At 58.7% G+C, this 22453-nt stretch carries 25 protein-coding genes; 20 read left to right on the top strand and 5 right to left on the bottom strand.

The genetic code is table 11. From position 1 onward, the window contains the following. Positions 1–44: 44 nt before the first annotated feature. The 5 genes from hslO to V6N02_RS06875 all read left to right on the top strand — a co-directional run bounded on the left by hslO (position 45) and on the right by V6N02_RS06875 (position 4585). A complete protein-coding gene (gene hslO / locus V6N02_RS06895; protein WP_371224788.1) occupies positions 45–1040 on the top strand; it encodes an Hsp33 family molecular chaperone HslO in 996 nt (331 codons plus the stop codon). Further along, the gene (locus V6N02_RS06890; RefSeq protein WP_371224787.1) at positions 1033–1635 is read left to right on the top strand and encodes a CoA pyrophosphatase; all 603 of its coding nucleotides are present in this window, start codon (positions 1033–1035) and stop codon (positions 1633–1635) included. The genes hslO and V6N02_RS06890 overlap by 8 nt, the downstream gene beginning before the upstream one ends. Next, positions 1632–2786: a CCA tRNA nucleotidyltransferase gene (locus V6N02_RS06885; protein ID WP_371224786.1), complete on the top strand. Its 1155-nt coding sequence runs from the start codon at positions 1632–1634 to the stop codon at positions 2784–2786. Before V6N02_RS06890 ends, V6N02_RS06885 begins: the two co-directional genes overlap by 4 nt. Further along, entirely contained in the window at positions 2783–4009 is a 1227-nt protein-coding gene (locus V6N02_RS06880; protein ID WP_371224785.1) for a class I SAM-dependent RNA methyltransferase, read from the top strand. The genes V6N02_RS06885 and V6N02_RS06880 overlap by 4 nt, the downstream gene beginning before the upstream one ends. Before the next feature lie 72 nt (positions 4010–4081). Next, the gene (locus V6N02_RS06875; RefSeq protein ID WP_371224784.1) at positions 4082–4585 is read left to right on the top strand and encodes a L,D-transpeptidase family protein; all 504 of its coding nucleotides are present in this window, start codon (positions 4082–4084) and stop codon (positions 4583–4585) included. A 42-nt stretch (positions 4586–4627) separates the two neighbouring features. Here V6N02_RS06875 and dalA read toward each other — a convergent pair whose 3' ends face one another. After that, positions 4628–5134: a divisome-associated lipoprotein DalA gene (gene dalA / locus V6N02_RS06870; RefSeq protein ID WP_371224783.1), complete on the bottom strand. Its 507-nt coding sequence runs from the start codon at positions 5132–5134 to the stop codon at positions 4628–4630. Between the two features lie 170 nt (positions 5135–5304). On the opposite strand from dalA, the gene V6N02_RS06865 reads away from it, so the two are divergent. Both V6N02_RS06865 and V6N02_RS06860 read left to right on the top strand, forming a co-directional pair. After that, the gene (locus tag V6N02_RS06865; protein ID WP_371224782.1) at positions 5305–5907 is read left to right on the top strand and encodes a L,D-transpeptidase; all 603 of its coding nucleotides are present in this window, start codon (positions 5305–5307) and stop codon (positions 5905–5907) included. 141 nt (positions 5908–6048) lie between these two features. Beyond that, positions 6049–6237, top strand: a complete 189-nt coding sequence (locus V6N02_RS06860; RefSeq protein WP_371224781.1) for a hypothetical protein — start codon at positions 6049–6051, stop codon at positions 6235–6237. A 112-nt stretch (positions 6238–6349) separates the two neighbouring features. Here the strand turns inward: V6N02_RS06860 and hemH are convergent, their stop codons facing one another. Then, positions 6350–7411, bottom strand: coding sequence for a ferrochelatase (gene hemH, locus V6N02_RS06855; protein ID WP_371224780.1), 1062 nt, complete (start codon positions 7409–7411; stop codon positions 6350–6352). 57 nt (positions 7412–7468) lie between these two features. Continuing rightward, on the bottom strand, positions 7469–8284 hold the full coding sequence (locus V6N02_RS06850) for a methyltransferase domain-containing protein (protein ID WP_371224779.1): 816 nt from the start codon (positions 8282–8284) through the stop codon (positions 7469–7471). 21 nt (positions 8285–8305) lie between these two features. Between V6N02_RS06850 and V6N02_RS06845 the strand changes: the two genes are divergently transcribed. Genes V6N02_RS06845 through V6N02_RS06830 form a run of 4 tightly spaced genes read left to right on the top strand, consistent with a single transcriptional unit; the run spans position 8306 to position 10606 of the window. Further along, a complete protein-coding gene (locus tag V6N02_RS06845) occupies positions 8306–9031 on the top strand; it encodes a double zinc ribbon domain-containing protein (protein WP_371224778.1) in 726 nt (241 codons plus the stop codon). A gap of 34 nt (positions 9032–9065) precedes the next feature. Further along, positions 9066–9323, top strand: a complete 258-nt coding sequence (grxC, locus tag V6N02_RS06840; RefSeq protein WP_371224777.1) for a glutaredoxin 3 — start codon at positions 9066–9068, stop codon at positions 9321–9323. Between the two features lie 6 nt (positions 9324–9329). Beyond that, positions 9330–10163, top strand: coding sequence for a carbon-nitrogen hydrolase family protein (locus V6N02_RS06835; RefSeq protein ID WP_371224776.1), 834 nt, complete (start codon positions 9330–9332; stop codon positions 10161–10163). Then, positions 10160–10606, top strand: a complete 447-nt coding sequence (locus V6N02_RS06830; protein ID WP_371224775.1) for a MarR family winged helix-turn-helix transcriptional regulator — start codon at positions 10160–10162, stop codon at positions 10604–10606. The genes V6N02_RS06835 and V6N02_RS06830 overlap by 4 nt, the downstream gene beginning before the upstream one ends. A 356-nt stretch (positions 10607–10962) precedes the next feature. On the opposite strand, the gene ubiG is transcribed toward V6N02_RS06830, so the two are convergent. Beyond that, positions 10963–11709, bottom strand: coding sequence for a bifunctional 2-polyprenyl-6-hydroxyphenol methylase/3-demethylubiquinol 3-O-methyltransferase UbiG (gene ubiG, locus V6N02_RS06825; protein ID WP_371224774.1), 747 nt, complete (start codon positions 11707–11709; stop codon positions 10963–10965). 49 nt (positions 11710–11758) lie between these two features. On the opposite strand from ubiG, the gene pip reads away from it, so the two are divergent. From pip to V6N02_RS06800, 5 genes are all read left to right on the top strand, one after another. Continuing rightward, on the top strand, positions 11759–12730 hold the full coding sequence (gene pip / locus V6N02_RS06820) for a prolyl aminopeptidase (RefSeq protein ID WP_371224773.1): 972 nt from the start codon (positions 11759–11761) through the stop codon (positions 12728–12730). A 153-nt stretch (positions 12731–12883) separates the two neighbouring features. After that, positions 12884–13786, top strand: coding sequence for a metal ABC transporter substrate-binding protein (locus V6N02_RS06815; RefSeq protein WP_371224772.1), 903 nt, complete (start codon positions 12884–12886; stop codon positions 13784–13786). Between the two features lie 94 nt (positions 13787–13880). Further along, positions 13881–14783 (top strand): manganese/iron ABC transporter ATP-binding protein, encoded by a 903-nt coding sequence (locus tag V6N02_RS06810; RefSeq protein ID WP_371224771.1) that lies wholly within the window; start codon positions 13881–13883, stop codon positions 14781–14783. Then, positions 14780–15649, top strand: coding sequence for a metal ABC transporter permease (locus tag V6N02_RS06805; protein WP_371224770.1), 870 nt, complete (start codon positions 14780–14782; stop codon positions 15647–15649). The genes V6N02_RS06810 and V6N02_RS06805 overlap by 4 nt, the downstream gene beginning before the upstream one ends. Next, on the top strand, positions 15649–16488 hold the full coding sequence (locus tag V6N02_RS06800) for a metal ABC transporter permease (RefSeq protein WP_371224769.1): 840 nt from the start codon (positions 15649–15651) through the stop codon (positions 16486–16488). The genes V6N02_RS06805 and V6N02_RS06800 overlap by 1 nt, the downstream gene beginning before the upstream one ends. A 3-nt stretch (positions 16489–16491) precedes the next feature. On the opposite strand, the gene V6N02_RS06795 is transcribed toward V6N02_RS06800, so the two are convergent. After that, positions 16492–16881, bottom strand: a complete 390-nt coding sequence (locus V6N02_RS06795; protein WP_371224768.1) for a nuclear transport factor 2 family protein — start codon at positions 16879–16881, stop codon at positions 16492–16494. A gap of 206 nt (positions 16882–17087) precedes the next feature. Between V6N02_RS06795 and rimP the strand changes: the two genes are divergently transcribed. The 4 genes from rimP to infB are packed head-to-tail and all read left to right on the top strand — an operon-like array spanning position 17088 to position 22426. Continuing rightward, on the top strand, positions 17088–17663 hold the full coding sequence (gene rimP / locus V6N02_RS06790; RefSeq protein ID WP_371224767.1) for a ribosome maturation factor RimP: 576 nt from the start codon (positions 17088–17090) through the stop codon (positions 17661–17663). A gap of 3 nt (positions 17664–17666) precedes the next feature. Continuing rightward, the gene (gene nusA / locus V6N02_RS06785; protein WP_371224766.1) at positions 17667–19286 is read left to right on the top strand and encodes a transcription termination factor NusA; all 1620 of its coding nucleotides are present in this window, start codon (positions 17667–17669) and stop codon (positions 19284–19286) included. A gap of 24 nt (positions 19287–19310) precedes the next feature. After that, positions 19311–19934 (top strand): RNA-binding protein, encoded by a 624-nt coding sequence (locus V6N02_RS06780; protein ID WP_371224765.1) that lies wholly within the window; start codon positions 19311–19313, stop codon positions 19932–19934. 5 nt (positions 19935–19939) lie between these two features. Beyond that, positions 19940–22426 (top strand): translation initiation factor IF-2, encoded by a 2487-nt coding sequence (infB, locus tag V6N02_RS06775; RefSeq protein ID WP_371224764.1) that lies wholly within the window; start codon positions 19940–19942, stop codon positions 22424–22426. Positions 22427–22453: the final 27 nt, after the last annotated feature.

The raw sequence follows: 22453 nt of genomic DNA, 5'->3' as shown, positions 1-22453 counted from the left end.
TATATGGACGCGATATGCCAAGAACCGGCGCAATAGGAAACCCCATGACACTTGGACAGAAAATCGCCTGGGACGACACCGTTTTGCCGTTCCAGCTGGACGCATCGGATATCCGTGGCCGCGTGGCACGGCTGGACGGGGTATTGGATGGAATTCTAGAACAGCATGATTATCCTCCGCAGGTCGAGGCGTTGGTGGCCGAAATGGCCCTGCTGACCGCGTTGATCGGTCAGACGATCAAACTGCGCTGGAAGCTGTCGTTGCAGGTGCAATCCAAAGGCCCGGTGCGCATGATTGCCACCGATTACCTTGCTCCCGAAGGCGAGGGTGAGCCTGCGCGTATCCGTGCCTATGCCAGTTTCGATGCTGACCGGTTGACGGATGGCGCTCCGTTTGACCAGGTGGGCGAAGGGTATTTCGCCGTGCTGATTGATCAGGGCAAAGGCAACACGCCCTACCAAGGGATCACCCCGATTGCCGGTTCTGGCCTGAGCGCCTGTGCCGAGGCTTACTTTGCGCAGTCAGAACAGCTGCCAACGCGCTTTGCCCTCAGCTTCGGCCGGTCGACCGAGGCGGGCAGTAGCGAGCATTGGCGGGCCGGGGGCGTGATGTTGCAGCACATGCCCAAGGCGTCGCCCTTCGCAAGCGGCGGCGGGTCTGGAGAGGGCGGCTTGCTTGAGGCCAGTGACATCCTTGAAGGGGATGAAAGCGAAAACTGGAACCGTGCCAACATGCTGCTGGACACGGTTGAACAGCTGGAACTGATTGGCCCGTCGGTGGCTCCGACCGATCTGTTGGTGCGCTTGTTCCATGAAGAAAGCCCGCGTGTGTTTGATATGCAGCCGGTGAAATTCGGCTGTACCTGCAGTGAAGAGCGCGTGCGCAACAGCCTGTCGATCTATTCGGCCCGTGACATCGAAAAGATGACCACGGACGAAGGTCTTGTGACCGCCGATTGCCAATTCTGTGGTGCGCATTATCGGATGGACCCCAAAACTGTGGGGTTTGAAGCCGAGGAACCTGCGGGCGAGGATGGCTAATCCGCTGGATCCAATCCGCGCTGCGCTGGCGGCCTCGTCCGGCATGCCGTCGTCGGATTACGATCTGAACACTGATGTTGTGCTGCCAGCCGGTCGCAGACTGCGTCCGGCTGGTGTGTTGGTCCCTTTGGAGATGAAGGGTGATCAGGCGCGGTTGATTCTGACCAAACGGTCGTCGGCACTGAAACATCACCCGGGGCAAATTGCCTTTCCGGGCGGCAAGCAGGACGAGGGCGATGTCGATGTGATCGCCGCAGCCCTGCGCGAGGCGGATGAGGAAATCGGCCTTGATCCCGGCAATGTCGAGGTGTTGGGCACTATGCCCGCCCATGAAACCGTCACCGGATTTATGGTCACGCCAGTGGTGGCGCGTGTGCGCAGTGATTTCGATCCGGTGCCGGAAGCGGGCGAAGTGGCCGAGGTGTTTCAGGTGCCTCTGGATCACGTGATGCGCCCCGCCAACTACTCGATTCAGGCGCGGCGCTGGCGGGGCAGTTTGCGGCGCTATTACACGGTTCCATTCGGACCTTATTACATCTGGGGCGCCACCGCGCGCATCTTATGGGCGCTGGCCGATGCGGTGGAGCGATCATGAAAATCAGCGGCAATTGGATTGAGGACCCGGCCACCCAAGCAGTTTTCGCGGCGTTGAAGCATGCAGGCCATCAGGCGCTTTTCGTCGGGGGATGCGTGCGCAACGCATTGCTGAACACACCGGTCAAGGACATCGATATCGCCACCGATGCCCATCCCGAGGAGGTTATGAAACTGGCCCGCACCGCTGGTCTTAAGGCGATTCCGACGGGAATTGATCATGGGACTGTGACGGTCGTGTCGGGTGGTATTCCGCACGAGATCACCACCTTCCGCGAAGATGTTGAAACCACGGGCCGCCATGCCGTTGTCGCCTTTGCCAGGGACATCACTCAGGATGCGCGCCGTCGGGATTTCACGATGAATGCACTTTACGCCCGCGCAGATGGTGAGGTGATCGACCCGCTTGGTGGGCTGGATGACCTGAAGGCGCGCCGGGTTCGGTTTATCGAAGACCCTGTGCAGCGTATCAGGGAAGACTATTTGCGCAGCTTGCGGTTTTTCCGGTTTCACGCATGGTATGGTGATCCCGAGGCTGGCATGGACGCCGAGGCGCTGGATGCCATTGCCCGCCATCTTGAGGGGCTGGAAACACTGTCGCGCGAACGCGTGGGCGGTGAGATAACACGCCTTCTAGCCGCCCCTGATCCGGCACCGGCTGTGGCGGCGATGCGTGCCACGGGTGTTCTGAACGCGGTATTGCCGGGCGCCGAGGATCATGCGCTGGCTCTGCTTGTGCATTTGGAGCAACAGATTGAGCTGACCCCGGATGCGATGCGCCGTCTCGCGGTGATTGGCGGGCAGGATGTGGCGGACCGCCTGAGGCTGAGCAAAGCAGAAGCCAGGAAATTGACCTTGTTGCGCGATCAGGTCGGGGCGCTGACCCCGGCGATTGAGCTGGGTTACCGTTTGGGGCATGACACCGGGCTGTCGGTTCTGCTGTTGGGCGCTGCCTTGTTGGAAAGCCCGTTTGATCCTGCGGATATCGCGAAGTTGATGACCGGGGCCAAAGCGGTTTTTCCGATCAAGCCTGCTGATCTGATGCCGGACTATTCCGGCCCTGCTTTGGGCAAGAGGATCAAGGCGCTTGAGGACGAGTGGCTTGCTTCGGGATGCACGCTGTCGCGTGACGTGTTGTTAGGTCGATCATGACCGAGGTCACGATCCGCCGACTTGGGCATAAGGGCGACGGGATCGCCGACGGTCCGGTTTATGCCCCGCTCACCCTGCCTGGTGAGGTGGTAACCGGGGATCTGGACGGGCAGGTCCTGACAAACATCCGGATTACGACGCCCTCCGGGGATCGGGTCTCGCCGCCCTGTCGGCACTTCAAATCCTGCGGTGGGTGTCAGCTTCAACACGCCTCGGATACGTTTCTGGCGCAGTGGAAAACGGATATCGTACGCACTGCTCTTGAGGCGCATGGGCTTGCGACTGAATTCGCTCCGATGCACATTTCGCCGCCCCGATCACGCAGGCGCGCAACGCTGTCGGCACGGCGGACCAAAAAAGGGGCAATGTCCGGTTTTCATGCCAAGGGATTGGATGTGATTGTCGAGATACCTGACTGTACTCTGCTGCATCCTGACTTGATTGCCGCCCGACCTGCGGTCGAGGCGCTGGCTCAGATTGGAGCCAGCCGAAAGCACGCGTTATCGGTGACCCTGACGCGATCCAGTGCGGGGATTGATGCAGCAGTTCAAGGCGGCAAGCCGCTGGACGGACCTTTGCGGATCGCCTTGGCAGGATTGGCCCAGACACATGATCTGGCGCGGCTCAGTTGGGACGGTGAAAGGATTGTCACGCAGCGTGCACCGATACAGATATTCGGGAAGGTCAGTGTTGAACCCCCACCGGGAGCGTTCCTGCAGGCAACGCTTGAGGGCGAAGCAGCCTTGCAAAACGAGGTCGCGAGCATTGTCGGCGGGGCTGGTCATGTGGTGGACTTGTTCGCCGGGTGCGGCACCTTTGCGTTGCCTCTGGCAGAAGATCGCGCGGTGCATGCGGTCGAGGGTGATGCGACGATGACCGAGGCGCTGGACAAAGCCTGGCGCGGGGTTGAAGGTTTGCGCGCGGTGACCACCGAGGCGCGCGATCTGTTCCGTCGTCCACTGGAGCCCGATGAATTGGCACCGTTCGATGCCGCCGTGATTGACCCACCGCGCGCGGGGGCCGAAGCACAGGTGGCACGGCTGGCCGAGGCGTCGATTCCCGTGCTGGCTTATGTGTCGTGCAATCCGACAAGCTTTGCGCGCGATGCCAGAACGCTTTGTGATTCCGGGTACCGGTTGAGCCGTCTCAGGGTGGTGGATCAGTTCCGCTGGTCTGCTCATGTAGAGTTGGTGGCCGAGTTCAGATTTGTCACAGCCAGTTGATGCGAAAACACTACCTAAAGTGGCCCGAACTGGGCTATACCATTGCCGAGCAGTTAATTCAGGTAAGCAGAAATGAACATCTTCAAGTTCGTCGCGGCCGTTTTGTTGGTTGTTGGTCTTGCGGGATGCGGGGCAAAAAGCAAGTTCCAAAGCTATAACGGCCCGGAAGTCACCCACGTTCTCATCCAGAAAGAGAATCGCAAAATGTACCTGTTCCACAAGGATCGGGTGCTGAAATCCTACGATGTGGATTTGGGCTTCACGGCCGAGGGACACAAGCAGTTTGAAGGCGACGGCAAAACGCCCGAGGGGGTGTATCGCATTGACCGGCGCAATCCCAACAGTGCGTTCCATCTGTCGATCGGTATTTCATATCCGAACGAGAAGGACATTGCCTTTGCCCTGGCGCACGGCAAAAGCCCCGGTGGCGATATCTTCATCCACGGCCAACCCAATGGCGAGAGGCGTGTGGGCCGACCCGACTGGACTGCCGGGTGCATTTCGGTGACCAACCGCGAGATGGAGGAGATTTACGCGATGGTGAAAAACGAAACCTGGGTGACGATCAAGCCCTAGGCCAAACGCCTACATCGATTTGCCAGCATTTCCGGAAGGGGCTTAACTGCCCAGGACCAGGGTCCACCAGATTTTACCATTGTCTTCCTGAAGCCACGAGAAGCCCATATTCCGTGCATCCGGTGACAGGATAACGCGTCGCGTGTCCGGTTTGTCCATCCATGCAGCGAGGGTTTCAAGCTCGGTCTCGTAGGTTTCCGAAATGTTTTCGCCCACCAGTTTGCCCGGATACCCAACGCGATTGATCCTGTCGATGGGCGAAGATCCGTCCGAGCCAAAATGCCATGGACGGTTTTGGATCGACATGTCGCGCGAATGCGTGGCGGCGGCGGCGGTCAGCTTGGAATCCAGAACGACAGGTGCCTGACCGGCGGCCTGGCGAAGTGAGTTAATCGAATCAAGCATCCGGAACTGAATCCTGGCGGTATCACCCGAACGAATCTTGTAGAGTTTTGGAAGCGGTTTACCGTCTGTACCAATTTGTGGTGCTGGCGCGGCGCAGGCCGATAACGTCAGAAGAGCCGCGAACAGCCAGACAAAAATACGCATTATGACAGTGCCTCACCAAATTCATTGACGATATTGCTTTAGCCCGGCTTGTGTCGTCTTTCAAACCCAGTTGCGCGTAACATTGCTGAATAACGCTTGTTTGAATTGCGACTGCGTCTTTCGCGCCATATATTCTAACGAGATTGTGAATGACGTTCAGGAGAGTGGCCATGTCTGGCGAAGATAAAATGGGGTTCAACAGGCGCGCGTTCCTGGCGGGAACGGCGGCTGCTATTGGTGCACCGGCCTTTGCACAGGATATCGATGGCGATGGGACCGTTCAGTTTGAGCGCGAGATCGACACCACGATCCGGCGCAATATCTCAAGTTTTCGGGCGCTGGATTGGCGGCCATATTTCTCAAACCTCAATAAAGGCGCGATCCTGGTGGATATCGACTCGCGGGCTTTGCACTATTGGGGTGAGGATGGCGTCACCTACAAGCTTTACCCGTCCAGCGTTCCCCTGACCGAGGAACTCACGCGCCGTGGCCGCACCAAAGTGACTCGCAAGGTCGAGGGCCCAAGCTGGCGTCCGACTCCGTCAATGTTGCAGCGTAATCCGGATTGGCCCGCCTATGTCGGCCCGGGTCCGGACAATCCGCTGGGCACCCATGCGCTGTACCTGAGTTGGACCTATTACCGGATTCATGGCACCCATGATACGCGCAAGATCGGGCGGCAATCGTCCAATGGCTGCATCGGTCTCTACAACCAGCACATTTCCGAACTCTTCGCTCTGTCGAAGATTGGCACCCAAGTGTTGCTAATTTGACGATAATTTGGCGGCTTGTGGCTGAATTACCTCAAGAAGCGTTTGCATTGGCTCTTGATAGCTGATTAGAAAACCCTACGAGGTTAAGTCTTGGGTGCTTGTCGCATGGGAATGTGAGCAGGCCTTCATCTGGAGGATAATATGAAGAAACTCGTTCTCGCCGCCGCTTTTGCCGCTGCAGCCACAACTGGCTATGCCGGCAACATGGAAGAGCCCGTAATGGAAGCTCCGGTTATCGTTGAAGATACAGCTGCAAGCTCTTCGGCTGCTGGCATCTGGATTCCGCTGGTTCTGCTTGCAGTGGTTGCTGCGGTAGTTGCTGCTGACTAATCCCGGCACAGCTAAAGTTAAGAAGGCAGTGGTTTTCCACTGCCTTTTTTTGTGGCCGGATTTTATGTGATTTTGCGTTTCTGGTCGCGATATCAAAAATTAAGCGAGCACGTCAGTCCAGCCACCCTTTCAGGTTCGCCTGAACGACATCGGCCAATGCCGCGATGTGGGCGTCCTGATCGTTGAGGCATGGAATATAGGTGAATTCTTCGCCGCCTGCCTCTTCAAAGCTCTCACGAATCTCTTCGTTGATCTCTTCCAGCGTTTCAATGCAATCGGCGGAAAAGGCGGGCGCCATCACGGCGATTCGCTTTTTGCCTTCTTCTTCTGCCAACCGCGCGACTTCCTCGACAGTGTAAGGCTTTAGCCATTCTTCGGGACCAAAAACCGATTGGAACGTGGTTCTGATATCGGTGTCGCCCCAGCCCAGCCGCTCTTTCAGAAGCCGCGTGGTTTTCTGGCATTGGCAATGGTAGGGATCGCCCTGCATCAGATAGCGTTTTGGCATTCCGTGATAGGACACCACCAGTATCTCAGGCTTGGTTTCGGCCTCGCCATAGGCTTTCTCAACAGACTGGGCCAGTGCCTCGATATAGAGCGGGTTCTCGAAATAAGGCTCGACCACCCGCGCCGTCGGTTGCCACGCCTCGTCCATCAAAGCGCGAAAAAACTGATCATTTGCCGTGGCCGAGGTGGCGCCGGCGTAATGTGGATAGAGTGGGAAAAACAGGATGCGGCGGCATCCGGCTTCGACCATCGCGCGGACCTTGGACTTGGTTGAAGGATTTCCATAGCGCATGCAGAAATCAACCATGACCTGGTCGCCATAACGATCTTTCAAGACCTTGGACATCTTCGTGGTTTGATCCCGTGTGATTGTCATCAACGGGCTTTCGTTTTTGTCCTCGTTCCAGATGGACTTGTAGGCTGCACCGCTGGTGAAGGGACGGCGCGACAGGATGATAGTCTGCAGCAAGGGTTGCCATTTCCATGGCGCGTAGTCGATCACCCTGCGATCTGACAGAAACTCGTTCAGATAGCGGCGCATCGACCAGTAATCATAATTGTCAGGTGTCCCCAGATTGGCCAGCAAAACACCGGTCTTGGCCGCAGGCACCGCGGGGTGGTCTGCCTGAGCGTGGCTGGGCCGGGCCGCTGCTGTCGCATCGAGCATGTTTAACGTCCTTGCATGTCGTTGTTGGGACTGGACATAACTGTTCCCGCCGGATCGTCAATCTTTCAACGGTGTTTCTTTTGCCCCCAGCACATCGGCCAGCCGCGCGGTGGCGCTACCGGGGCGCAGGGGTTGGGGTTGGCTGTCATCCGGGCTCCACCCGGTCAGGAAAATCAGCTCGAACGTGGCCGGAATGCGCCCGTCCTCCTGTCCAAAGCTGTCCTGATAGATCTCGCAGGCGCGCATCAACAGGGCGCGTCGCATCGGTTTGCGAACGCGGCCCGCGAGGGCATTCGCCTCACCCATGGCGCGCAGCTCGCGCATCAGATGCAAGGGGCTGGCATAGCTGGTCGTCAGGGGCAGGCTGTCCGCCACTGGCAGCGCAAAGCCGGCACGTTGCAGCAATGCGCCGAGATCGCGGATTTCCCCCATCGGTGCGATGCGCAGGGACAGGCTGCCGTATAAATCCGCCTCCGCCTGGGCCAGCGAGGCGCGCAGCTCATGCAGGGTTTCGCCGCCAAACAGCGCCGCAAGAAACAGACCATCGGGTTTGAGGGCGCGCCGTGCCTGGATGATCTGGCCCACCGGATCATTTGCCCAATGCAGGGCCATGGCGTGGATCACCAGATCATGCGCGGCTTCGGTCAGGGCGAGTGTCTCGTCATCCGCAACGCAGATCGCATTGGGAAAGGCAGTCTGCCAGAGCGCGGGCATCCCAGTGACAATGCCCGTCGCGGTAAATGTTTTGTTAACCAGTTCCAGACGATCCTTGATCTCGTCCACGGCCTGTTCGTGCAAAAACAGCGCCGGGGCGTGGGCTGCGCGGGTCCGGTTGCGGATCAGGGCGCTGCGATCTGTCAAAGGAAGTGTCATGTCGGGGACAATAGGGTGAAGGTGGGGGCGCTTCAAACGGCATTGCGGCTGATCTATCCGCCGCGCTGTACGACCTGTGGCACTCAGGTGGATAGCGAGTTTGGATTATGTGGCCCCTGCTGGCGCGATACGCCGTTTATTACCGGTTTGTGCTGTGACAGTTGCGGTGTGCCCCTGCCTGGTGAAGATCAGGGCGAGGTGGAGCATTGCGATGATTGCATGCGCATCGCCCGACCCTGGCACAGCGGCCGCGCGGCGCTGGTCTATAAAGATCGGGGCCGGCAACTGGTTCTGGCGTTGAAACATGGCGACCGGCACGAGGTTCTGCGCCCGGCGGCCAAGTGGATGGCCCGTGCAGCTCAGTCACTTTTGACACCCGATATGCTGATCGCGCCGATCCCCTTGCACTGGCTGCGGATGATGAAGCGGACCTACAATCAGGCGGCCTTGCTGTCTACGGCGCTGGCTCGCGAGGTTGACCGACCTCATTGTCCTGACCTTCTGCAGCGCCCACATCAAACGCGCAGCCTGAATGGCCTTGGGCATGATGAAAGATTCGCCACGTTGGACCGGGCCATAACGGTACACCCGAAGCGCAAAAACCGTATCAAAGGGCGTGATGTGTTGCTGGTGGATGACGTGATGACCTCCGGGGCGACCCTGTCGGCGGCGACGCAGGCATGTCATGGGGCAGGGGCATCACGGGTTTGTGTGCTGACACTGGCGCGGGTGACCAAGGATGGTTAAGTAGGTCGGAAATGTCACCAGTGAGACCTGACCGATGCAACCAGTTGAAATCTATACCTCGCCACTTTGCGGTTTTTGTAGTGCGGCCAAGCGGCTGCTGAAAGAAAAGGGCGTTGATTTTTCCGAGATCAACGTACTGACCAATCCGGGCCGCAAGCCCGAGATGATCCAGCGCGCCAATGGCGGGCGCACGGTGCCACAGATTTTTGTGGGCCAAACCCATGTCGGTGGTTGCGATGACCTTTACGCGTTGGAACGTGCGGGCAAGCTGGACGCGCTTTTGCAGGCCTGATTGGCCATGAAAACCGCCCTGCTTCAACTGACCAGCAGTGATGACCCACTGGCCAACCTGCCTGTTACCTGTGACTTGCTGGACCGTGCCGTGGCGGATGGTGCCGGGTTCGTTCTGACCCCCGAGGTGACCAATTGTGTCTCAGCCAGCCGCACAAGACAGGCCGAGGTGCTGCACACTGAGGCGGATGATCCGACGCTGGCCGCTTTGAAAGCGCGGGCGAAGCATCATGGCGTCTGGGTGCTGATCGGTTCGCTGGCGTTGAAAACCGATAATCCGGACGGGCGTTTTGCCAATCGCTCGTTCCTGATCACGCCCGACGGTAATATCGCCGCACGATATGACAAGATCCACATGTTCGACGTCGCCGTATCCGAGACGGAGACCTACCGCGAATCGGAAGGCTATCGCCCCGGTGAGCGCGCGGTTGTGGCCGACACGGGTTTCGGCCGTCTGGGCCTGACGATTTGCTATGATCTGCGCTTTCCCGCGCTTTATCGACAGCTGTCTGGGGCCGGCGCTCAGATCATCACCGTACCTTCTGCATTTTCACCGGTGACCGGTGCGGCGCATTGGGAAACCCTGCTACGGGCGCGGGCCATCGAAAGTGGCGCATATATTCTTGCCCCCGCCCAGACGGGACAGCACAGCGCCAGCCGGGGTCGCGCACGTCAAACCTATGGTCATAGCCTTGTGATTGATCCCTGGGGACGGGTTCTGGCCGATGGGGGCACAGCCTGTGGCATCATATCCGTTGATCTGGACCTTGCAGAAGTGGCAACATCCCGGCAGAGCATCCCTGCGATGACGCAGATGATGAAAGTTGATGGCCCTGAATGAGCGACCAGAACAGCAACTCCCTCGCTGTTGCCCTGTTCAGTGAAATCCTCACGAACGAGCAATTGCTGCGCAACCGTCTTGGGCGGGTGCTGCCGAAGGGTATGGAAATCTCGCATTTCTCGGTGCTGAATCATTTGGCCCGCACGGGGGATGAGAAATCACCGGCGCAACTGGCCAAGGTGTTTCACGTCACGCGCGGGGCGATGACCAATACACTGAGCAAGCTGGAATGGGCGGGCTATGTGCATATTCGCCCCGATTGGGACGATGCGCGCCGTAAGATGATCGCGATCAGCCCGGCAGGGCGGCAGGCGCGGGATGTGGCATTGGCCGCGATCACTCCGCTGATCTCGGAAATGGTGAGTGAGTTGGGCGAGGAGAAAGTGCGAGCCACCTTGCCGGTGATGCGCAAACTGCGCGCGAAACTGGGGGATGAGGGTTAGGCCTCTTTTATGGGTTGCGGCCATCGCATGCCTTCTTCAAGGGTCTGCTTTGCGGACGAAGCGGACATTCGGACCAGCCGCGCGATGGCCAGACCGCGGGATGGCGATCAAACGTTTATTTGACACGCTTTATGCCTGCCAAATCCGCAATAGATCAAAACGATGCGCCTTCCTCACCAAATCGCCAGCCCTTGCGGGCGGTCTGGCGATCGCGCGGCGGCCTGCGGCCTTGATTCCGCGCGGGGGGATGACCGCAAAGGGCTCAAAGCTGACCTAAGAACAGCAAGAAGCGCTGTTGCGATCTTCATTCAAAATGGGCCAAGCGCAGAAAACCGACTGACCCCAGAATGTTAGCCTTACCCACGATTCACACTGGCGGTGACATAATTCACGCTCAGGTCCTTGTCGGACAGTGACCACCGCCAGCTTACGGGATTGAACACGAACCCCTTGCGATCCACTGGGGTCAGACCGGCGTTGCGCATCAGTTCAAACAACTCGTCCGGGGTGATGAACTTGTTCCACTCATGCGTCCCCTTGGGCAGCCAGCGCATCACGTATTCCGCGCCAACAATGGCCATGGCGAAACTTTTGGCGTTGCGGTTGATCGTAGAGCAGATGTGCAGCCCGCCAGGTTTCAATAACTGGCGGCAAGCGGTCAGATAGGCCAGCGGATCAGCCACATGTTCAACGACTTCCATGTTGAGAATCACGTCAAACTGTTCGCCTGCGGCGGCCATGTCTTCGGCAGTGGTGTGGCGATAATCGATGTCTAAGCCTGATTGCTCGGCATGCACCTGCGCCACCGGAATATTACGTGGCGCGGCGTCGGCGCCGACGACTTCAGCCCCCAAACGTGCCATTGGTTCGGCCAGCAAACCACCGCCACAGCCGATGTCCAGAATGCGCAGGCCCTTCAACGCCTCTGGCCCGGTCAGATCACGATCATACTCGGCCGCGATCTGGCCTGTGATATAGTCCAGCCGACAGGGGTTCAGCATGTGCAATGGCTTGAATTTGCCATTCGGATTCCACCATTCGGCGGCCATCGCCTCGAACTTGGCAACTTCCCCAGGATCAATCGTTGTCTGAGCGGTTTGCATTCTGCTCTCCATGTGCTCTTTTGGGTTCAACATTCGATATAGGACGGTCATGGATAAAATCGCGGACCAAAAATCGGCACTTCAGTATCTATACCCCCCGATCGAACCTTTCGACCGGCAAATGCTGGATGTGGGCGATGGGCACACGATTTATGTGGAACAATCGGGCCGCGTTGACGGGATTCCGGTGGTTGTGCTGCATGGCGGGCCCGGTGGAGGGTGTAGCCCGGCGATGCGGCGCTATTTTGATCCCTCAGTCTACCGAATCGTCCTGTTCGATCAGCGGGGCTGTGGACGCTCAAAACCCCATGCGTCGGTCGAGAATAATACGACGTGGCATCTGGTTGCCGACATCGAGCGGATCAGAGAGCGATTCGGCATCGATAACTGGATCGTCTTTGGCGGCAGCTGGGGCGCGACGCTTGCGTTGATCTATGGGCAGACGCATCCGGACCGCGCGCGCCATCTTGTGTTGCGCGGTGTGTTCCTGATGACCCAGGCCGAGCTGGACTGGTTCTATGGCGGTGGTGCTGCGCGGTTCTGGCCCGAAACATGGGCGCGGTTTCAGGATCTGATCCCCGAGGATGAACGCGGCGACATGATCGGTGCCTATCACCGGCGGCTGTTTTCCGGCGATAAGGCGGATGAGACGCGCTATGCCAAGGCATGGTCCAGCTGGGAAAATGCGCTGGCCACGGTCACGTCCAGCGGGCGCGGCGGGGAAAGCCCGCCGAATTATGCGCACGCCTTTGCCCGGCTTGAAAACCATTACTTCACCCATGGCGGTTTTCTGAACGAGGATGGCCATATCCTGAAGCATATTGACCGGCTTGACACTGTACCCGGTACCATTGTGCAAGGTCGCTATGACATGATTTGTCCGCCACAGGGGGCCTATTCCCTAGCGCAGGCTTGGGGAAATGCCGATTTGCGGATGATCCCGGTGGCCGGTCACGCGCTATCCGAGCCGGGGATTAGCGCCGAGTTGGTGCGGATCATGGACAAGCTCGCCCGCAATTGAGCTGTGTTGTTTCGATTCGACCTGTCAAAGCACATTATTATTGCGACTTATTCTCATTTTGACTTGACATGTTGCGAATGACTCTCATTTACATCAGGTAAAGTTGCGAATGGTTCGCAGAACGATTTCAGTAACCCTTTGATGGAGAGGTTCATGCCCGATTTACGTCTGACGTCTTTTGCAATTGGCTGTACTGTTGCACTGGCCTCGGCCCCGGCGTTTGCCGAGGATCGGATGAAAGTTGTCACCACCTTCACCGTGCTGGCCGACATGGCGCAGAACGTGGCGGGCGATGCCGCCGACGTGGTGTCTATCACCAAGCCGGGCGCGGAAATCCATGGCTATCAGCCCACGCCGCAGGATATCGTGCGCGCGTCTGATGCCGATCTGATCCTGTGGAACGGGATGAACCTTGAGCTGTGGTTCGAACAGTTTCTGTCCAACATGGACGATATCCCCTCGGCCACGCTGACGGACGGGATCGATCCGATCAGCATCGGCTCTGGGTCTTACGAGGGAAAGCCAAACCCCCATGCCTGGATGGGTCTGGACAACGCGATCATCTATATCGACAACATTGCCGCGGCCATGTCTGCGCAGGACGCTGAAAATGCCGAAGTCTATATGGCCAATGCCGAGGCCTATAAGGAACGGCTGCGCGAGACGATTGAACCCCTGCGCGCCGCCGTAGCGGATATTCCTGCCGATCGCCGCTGGCTGGTGACCTGCGAAGGCGCGTTCAGCTATCTGGCGCGGGATTTCGGGATGAAAGAGCTGTATCTCTGGCCGATGAACGCTGACCAAAACGGCACGCCGCAACAGGTGCGTGCGGTGATTGACGGGGTGCGCGACAACAGCATTCCCGTGGTGTTCTGCGAAAGCACCGTCAATACCGCGCCTGCGAAACAGGTCGCCCGCGAAACCGGCGCTTCCTATGGCGGTGAACTTTACGTCGATTCACTCAGCGAAGCGGATGGGCCAGTACCTACTTATCTGGACCTGCTGACAGTGACGTCCCAGACCGTGGCCGATGGACTGACTGCCGCCACGAACTAAATCGCGGGTGTGATACCCGTACCAACGACCCCTCGCATCCATTGGCTGCGAGGGTATCGCCATTTAAGGCCGACGATGAAAAGCGAGATGTGCCATGCTTGATACCAGCGATCTGACAGCGCCCGAAGCCGGACTAGCAAAGACGCCCCTGGGGATCGAGGCGCGGGACGTCACGGTCACCTATCGCAATGGGCACACCGCGTTGTGGAACGCCAGCTTTGAAATCCCGCGCGGCACGGTCACGGCATTGGTCGGGGTCAACGGGGCGGGCAAATCGACCCTATTCAAGGCGATTATGGGTTTCGTGCCGTCAGCCAGCGGCAATATCCGCATTCTGGACCGCAAGGTCAAAGACGCCCTTCGCAACAATCTGGTGGCTTACGTTCCGCAGGCGGAAGAGGTTGATTGGGCTTTTCCCGTGCTGGTCGAAGACGTCGTGATGATGGGCCGCTATGGACATATGGGGTTCCTGCGTCGACCCCGTGCTGCTGATCATGAAGCCGTCGATCAGGCGCTGGAACGCGTGAACATGCAAGAGTTCCGCAAGCGCCAGATTGGTGAGCTGTCGGGCGGTCAGCGCAAGCGCGTTTTCTTGGCCCGCGCGTTGGCGCAGGACGGTCAGGTGATCCTGTTGGACGAGCCCTTTACCGGCGTCGATGTGAAAACCGAGGAACAGATCATCGCCCTGCTGCGCGAGCTAAAGGAAGAAGGGCGGGTGATGCTGGTGTCCACCCACAACCTTGGCTCGGTTCCTGAATTTTGTGATCGGACGATCTTGGTCAAAGGCACGGTGCTGGGCTATGGCCCGACCGAAACAGTGTTCACCCGCGATAATCTGGAACAGGCCTTTGGCGGGGTCTTGCGCCGCTTCACGCTGGGCGGCGATGCGCTGCACGAAGACGGCGATACCCGCGAAGTGACCATCCTGACGGATGATGAGCGTCCGTTCGTGCAATATGACGAAAAGACCCAGACCACCAAAGGCGATGATGAATGAGCACCCTGCTTGAACCGTTCGCCTATAACTACATGACCAACGCCATGTGGGTGTCGGCACTTGTTGGCGGGGTCTGCGCATTTCTCTCGGCGTACCTGATGTTGAAGGGCTGGTCCCTGATCGGCGATGCGCTGTCTCATTCGGTGGTTCCGGGTGTGGCCGGAGCTTACATGTTGGGCCTGCCCTTTGCGCTGGGCGCATTTATCGCGGGCGGGTTGGCGGCCGGGGCGATGCTGTTTCTGTCGGAACGCTCGGGGCTGAAGGTGGATGTGATCATCGGGCTGATCTTCACGTCGTTCTTTGGGCTGGGTCTGTTCATGGTGTCGATCAATCCCATCGCGATTTCGATCCAGACGATCACCATGGGTAATATCCTGGCGATCACGCCTGAGGACACGTTGCAATTGGCCATCATCGGTTTTGTCACGCTGGGCGTGCTACTGTTCAAATGGCGCGACCTGATGGTGACGTTTTTCGATGAAAGCCATGCGCGGACCATTGGATTGCGGCCTGATCTTTTGAAGACCGTGTTCTTTATCCTGCTGTCCGCCTCGGTCGTGGCCGCGATGCAAACCGTCGGTGCGTTTCTGGTCATCGCCATGGTCGTGACTCCGGGTGCCACCGCTTACCTACTATGTGATAGGTTTCCGCGACTGATCCTGACCTCGGTTCTGATCGGATCGCTGACCAGCTTTTTTGGCGCGTATATCAGCTATTTTCTGGATGGAGCGACGGGCGGGATCATCGTGACTCTGCAAACGCTGATCTTCTTGATTGCGTTCGTCTTTGCTCCCAAGCACGGGCTCTTGGCCTCCAAACGCCGGACGCGTGAGGCAATGACACGCCACCCGTTGGAGGCCGCGTGATGGACTGGCTTCTGCCCTTTCAGTTCGCCTTCATGCAGAACGCCTTTCTGATCTCGATCATCGTGGCGGTGCCCACCGCGCTGCTGTCTTGCTTTCTGGTCATGAAAGGCTGGGCCCTGATGGGGGACGCGGTCAGCCATGCGGTGCTGCCCGGCATCGTGCTAGCTTACATTCTCGGTTTGCCGTTGATCATCGGGGCGTTTGCGGCGGGGATGACCTGTGCATTGGCCACCGGCTATCTGGCGGGCAACAGCCGGGTGAAACAGGACACGGTGATGGGCGTTGTGTTCTCGGGCATGTTTGGCATCGGCATTGTTCTCTACGTGTCGATCGACACCAATATGCATCTTGATCACATCCTGTTCGGCAACATGCTGGGCGTTGAAACGGATGAGCTTTGGACCGCCGGTCTGATTTCCCTCGGCGTGGCGGCGATCCTAATCCTGAAATGGAAAGACCTGCTGCTGCACAGCTTTGACCCGGCACAGGCGCAGGCCGCCGGGTTGCCGGTGGGGTGGCTGCATTACGGATTGCTGGCCGCCTTGTCGCTGACCATCGTCGCCACGCTGGCGGCTGTGGGCCTGATCCTGGCCATCGGATTGCTGATCGCGCCGGGGGCGATTGCCTTCCTGATCGTGCGCAAGTTTAGCACGATGCTATGGGTGTCGGTTCTGGTCTGTATGTCGTCCATGCTGCTGGGCACCTATGCCAGCTTCTTTATCGACAGCGCCCCGGCGCCGACCATCGTCCTGATCATGACGATGATCTTTATCATGGCCTTTATTCGCCGCATGGTGCTCACGCGGCGGGCCTCGGCGCAATTGGCGGGTCTGGACTAGACGTCAAGCGAGTTGGCGTTCGTAATCGTCGGCGTCATACCAACCAAGAGATGATTTGACCTTGGGCGCATCCGTCAGTTCCCATTCCTCCCAACCCTGGAATTTCACGACCTTGCCCGATTCAGCATGCGTCCCTGTGAAGGTCCAGACATAGACGGCATGATCACCTGCAACAAAGCTGTGATCGAGTGTCAGCACAACGTCCGGGAACTCGTCGCAAAAGCCGTTCACCATATCCGCGATGTCCTGATGGCCGACCATCGCATCCCCACGATTAATGCTGAAGACTGCATCAGACATGTAGGAGGCGGCGACGTCATTCGCGGATTTGGCGCACCACGCTGCGATATGGTTCTTGATTAAGTTGTGAACGGCTTCTGGTTTCGGGGCCATGCAAATTCCTTTGGTCTTGGACTTGGATAGGTTACTTAGCTAATCCGGCGACCACTTTGTCAATTTGAGATGGCAAGATTTGAGGCCTTGCAGACTCACCCCACCCTCTCTATATGACCCATAACAGCGGCGCGTTCGGGTCCAAACCGAAGGCTCCACCGGAAATTCCAACGGGCCGCGCGCCCGTTTTTTTGTGCTTGGATACGATGTCAAACGACCTGATTGCCAAAGCTGCGATTGACCGCCGGATGGCCGAGATCATCACCCCTGTCATCGAGGACATGGGGTATGAACTGGTGCGTCTGCGCCTGATGGGGGGCGAAACGGCGACCCTGCAGATCATGGCCGACAAGCCCGAAGGTGGCATCGAGGTGGATGATTGCGCCGCGATCAGCACCGCGGTCAGCGCCGTTCTGGATGTCGAGGACCCGATTGTTGAGGCCTATAACCTTGAGGTCTCCAGCCCCGGGATCGACCGGCCGCTGACCCGTCTCAAGGATTTCGAGATGTTCGAGGGCTATGAGGCCAAGCTGGAAACAGCCGAGCTGATCGACGGGCGCAAGCGGTTCAAGGGCCAGCTGGCCGGGATCGAGGGCGATGAAGTTCTGATCAACGTGGCCGAGGGCACGATTGGTCTGCAAATCGATTGGCTGGCCGAGGCCAAGCTGGTTCTGACCGACGAGCTGATCAAGGACATGCTGAAGGCGCGCAAGGATGCAGGCGCTTTGAATGAAGACAATTTTGACGAGATAGAAACCGAAACCGGTTCCGAGGAGGACTGACCCATGGCAATCACATCAGCCAACCAGCTTGAGCTGCTGCAAACCGCCGAGGCCGTGGCCCGCGAAAAGATGATCGACCCCGCGTTGGTGGTCGAGGCGATGGAAGAAAGCCTCGCCCGGGCTGCGAAAAGCCGCTACGGCTCGGAAATGGACATTCGCGTGGCCATCGACCGCAAGACCGGCAAAGCCACCTTCACCCGCGTGCGTACCGTGGTTGAGGACGAAGAGCTGGAGAATTATCAGGCCGAATTCACCGTCGAGCAGGCCAAGCAATACCTGGACGATCCCAAAGTCGGCGACACCTTTGTCGAAGAAGTGCCCCCGGTCGAAATGGGCCGGATCGCCGCCCAGTCGGCCAAGCAGGTGATTCTGCAAAAGGTGCGCGAAGCCGAACGGGATCGCCAGTTCGAGGAATTCCAGGATCGTGCCGGGACCATTATCAACGGTGTGGTTAAGCGCGAGGAATATGGCAACGTCATTGTCGATGTGGGCCGTGGCGAGGCAATGCTGCGCCGGAACGAAAAGATCGGTCGCGAAAGCTATCGCCCGAATGATCGTATCCGCTGCTACATCAAGGATGTGCGCCGCGAGGCCCGCGGCCCGCAGATTTTCCTCAGCCGCACCGCGCCGGAATTCATGGCAGAACTGTTCAAGATGGAAGTGCCCGAGATTTACGATGGCATCATCGAGATCAAGGCAGTGGCCCGTGATCCCGGCAGTCGTGCTAAGATCGCCGTGATTTCTTACGACAATTCGATTGACCCTGTCGGGGCCTGCGTTGGTATGCGCGGCAGCCGCGTGCAGGCCGTCGTGAACGAGTTGCAGGGTGAAAAAATCGACATCATCCCGTGGAACGAAGATCAGCCGACCTTCCTTGTGAACGCCCTGCAACCTGCCGAGGTGAGCAAGGTGGTTCTGGACGAAGAGGCTGAGCGGATCGAAGTGGTTGTGCCCGAGGAGCAGCTGAGCCTTGCCATTGGCCGTCGTGGTCAGAACGTGCGTTTGGCCAGCCAGCTGACCAACCTTGATATCGACATCATGACCGAGGCCGAAGATTCGGAACGCCGCCAGAAGGAATTCGAAGAGCGCACCAACCTGTTCATGGCCGCCCTCGATCTGGACGAGTTCTTTGCCCAGCTTCTGGTCTCGGAAGGGTTCACCAACCTTGAAGAAGTCGCCTATGTCGAAATCGACGAACTGCTGGTCATCGACGGTGTTGATGACGACACCGCCCAGGAACTGCAGGCCCGTGCCCGCGATGTGCTTGAGGCGAAAGCAAAAGAGGCGCTCGAAAAAGCCCGCGAGCTGGGCGCCGAGGACAGCCTCATTGATTTTGAAGGCCTGACACCCCAAATGGTACAGGCATTGGCCGAAGATGGCGTGAAAACGCTGGAAGACTTCGCCACCTGCGCCGATTGGGAACTGGCGGGCGGCTGGACCACCGTGGATGGAGAGCGCGTCAAGGATGACGGTCTGCTGGAACCCTTTGATGTGTCTTTGGAAGAGGCACAGGATCTTGTGATGACCGCACGTATCATGCTGGGCTGGGTTGATCCCGCCGATCTGGAAACGGCCGAAGAAGAGACCGAGGCCGGTGAAGACGAGCAGGAGGTCGAGGCCTGATTCTTCAGGCCTCTGAGGTTCCTGATGGGTCGCGCTGGGCAATCCAAAGACCGGGAAAACGGTCCTGAACGCAAGTGCATTGCCACGGGTGAGGTACAGCCGAAATTTGGGCTGATCCGCTTTGTGGTCGGCCCGGATGCGCAGATGGTGCCCGATATTGCCGAAAAACTGCCGGGCCGCGGGGTCTGGATTTCGGCGGATCGCGCCGCCATTGATACGGCCGCAAGCAAGGGTCTGTTTGCCCGGGCAGCGCGCCAACCGGTGACATTGCCCGAGGGCCTGTCTGACCTGATCGAAACCATGCTGGCGCGGCGGGTCGTGGACCTGATCAGCCTGGCGCGCAAAGGCGGCCACGCGGTTGCCGGATACGAAAAGGTCAAGGACTGGCTGAGCAAAGAGGAAGCGACGGTACTGATTCAGGCAAGTGACGGATCAGAACGCGGTAAATCCAAACTGAGCACGCCTCACCGCGGCTCATTCATAGGCTGGCTCACAGCGGACGAGCTGGGCCGGGCCTTTGGGCGACAAACCACAATTCACGCGGCACTGGGTGCTGGCGGTTTGTCCCAACGTGTTGTAGAGGAGGCGGCAAGGCTGAAAGGCCTGCGCGTCTCGGACGGCGAAAAGACCCGCCGGAAAGGAAGTTGAGATAGATGAGCGACAACGACGGAAAGAAAACTTTGGGTGTGCGTGGCGGTCCCCGTGCGGGGAACGTGAAGCAAAGCTTCAGCCATGGCCGGACCAAGAACGTCGTGGTGGAAACCAAGCGTAAGCGCGTTGTTGTGCCCAAGCCGGGCGCGGCACCCGGCGCTGCGGGTAAACCCAAGACGGCGGGCGATCCGGGCAAACGGCCTGCAGGCATTTCCGATGCCGAGCACGAGCGCCGTTTGAAGGCGCTTCAGGCCGCAAAAGCACGCGAGGCCGACGACGCCGCCAAGCGCGAGGCCGAAGAGAAAGAACGCGAGGCGGATCGTATGCGTCGCCGCGCCGAAGCCGAAGCCAAAGAGGCTGAGGAAAAAGAGCGCGCTGAGAAGGCAAAAGCCAAGGCTGACGAAGAAGATCGCAAGCGCCGCGAGGCCGAAGATGCGGCCAAGCAAGCAGCAGCTGCTGCCGCCGCAGTACCTGAAGAGCCTGCCGCCAGTCGCGCTGCGCCTGCACGCCAGGCCCCGGCCCCACGCAAGCAAGAACCATCCAAGGATCGCGATCAGCGCGGTCGTGGCAAAGGCCAGCATGATGGTCGCCGCTCGGGCAAGCTGACGCTGAACCAGGCCTTGTCTGGTGGCGAAGGTGGCCGTCAGAAATCGATGGCCGCGATGAAGCGGAAACAGGAACGTGCACGCCAAAAGGCGATGGGCGGGACGCAAGAGCGTGAAAAGGTTATCCGTGACGTGCAGCTGCCGGAAACCATCGTTGTGTCCGAGTTGGCCAACCGTATGGCTGAACGTGTGGCTGACGTGATCAAGACACTGATGAACAATGACATGATGGTCACTCAAAACCAGACCATTGATGCCGACACAGCCGAGCTGATCATCGAAGAATTTGGCCACAATGTTGTCCGCGTTTCGGATGCTGACGTCGAAGACGTGATCGATACGGTTGATGATTCTGATGACGACCTCAAACCGCGTCCGCCAGTCATCACCATCATGGGCCACGTTGACCACGGCAAAACCTCGCTTCTGGATGCGATCCGCGATGCCAAGGTTGTGGCCGGTGAAGCCGGTGGGATCACGCAACATATCGGCGCTTACCAGGTGACCACCGAGGGCGGTTCGGTTCTGAGCTTCCTTGATACGCCCGGTCACGCCGCGTTTACGTCGATGCGCTCCCGCGGGGCGCAGGTGACGGATATCGTGGTTCTGGTTGTGGCCGCCGACGATGCCGTGATGCCGCAAACAATCGAGGCGATTAACCACGCCAAGGCCGCCGAAGTGCCGATGATCGTGGCGATCAACAAGATCGACAAGCCCGAGGCCAATCCTGACAAAGTGCGCACTGACTTGTTGCAGCACGAAGTTATCGTCGAGAAGATGTCCGGCGATGTGCAGGATGTCGAGGTGTCGGCGATCACAGGTCAGGGTCTTGATGAGTTGCTGGAAGCCATCGCGCTTCAGGCCGAGATTCTGGAACTGAAAGCCAACCCCGAACGCGCCGCCGAAGGTGCCGTGATCGAGGCACAGCTGGATGTGGGCCGTGGCCCGGTTGCCACCGTTCTGGTGCAAAAAGGCACGCTGAAACAGGGCGATATCTTCGTTGTGGGTGAGCAGTACGGTAAGGTCCGTGCGCTGATCAACGACCGTGGTGAGCGTGTTAAAGAAGCGGGCCCGTCGGTCCCTGTCGAGGTTCTGGGTCTGAACGGTACGCCCGAAGCGGGTGATGTTCTGAACGTGGTTGAGACCGACGCGCAGGCCCGCGAGATCGCGGAATATCGCGAAAAAGCGGCGAAGGAACGCCGCGCGGCGGCGGGTGCCGGGACATCACTTGAGCAACTGCTGGCTCAGGCAAAAGAGAACGAGAACGTCAAGGAATTGCCGATTCTCGTGAAAGCCGACGTGCAAGGCAGCGCCGAGGCCATCGTTCAGGCGATGGAGAAAATCGGCAACGAAGAGGTGCGCGTGCGCATGCTGCATTCGGGCGTCGGCGCGATCACAGAATCCGATATCGGCCTGGCCGAAGCGTCAGGTGCGCCTGTGATTGGCTTCAACGTCCGGGCCAACGCGCCTGCGCGCAATTCAGCCAATCAGAAGGGCGTCGAGATTCGGTATTATTCGGTGATCTATGATCTTGTGGACGATGTCAAAGCGGCGGCTTCGGGCCTTCTGGGTGCCGAGATTCGCGAGAACTTTATCGGCTATGCGACGATCAAAGAGGTCTTCAAGGTCACCGGTGTTGGCAAGGTTGCCGGTTGTCTGGTGACCGAAGGGGTCGCGCGCCGTTCGGCAGGTGTGCGCCTGCTGCGCGATGATGTCGTGATCCATGAGGGCACGCTCAAGACGTTGAAACGCTTCAAGGATGAAGTTCCCGAAGTGCAATCCGGTCAGGAATGCGGGATGGCGTTTGAGAACTATGATGACATTCGCGCCAATGATGTGATCGAGATTTTCGAGCGGGAAGAGATCGAACGTCAGCTGGACTGATCTTCAGATGCGATAAACAAAAAACGG

The organism is Roseovarius conchicola (genome assembly GCF_041403425.1).
In the GTDB taxonomy this organism is placed as follows: Bacteria; Pseudomonadota; Alphaproteobacteria; order Rhodobacterales; family Rhodobacteraceae; genus Roseovarius; species Roseovarius conchicola.
Note: the sequence above shows the minus strand (reverse complement) of the source record. Positions and strands in the feature narration are given on the sequence as shown.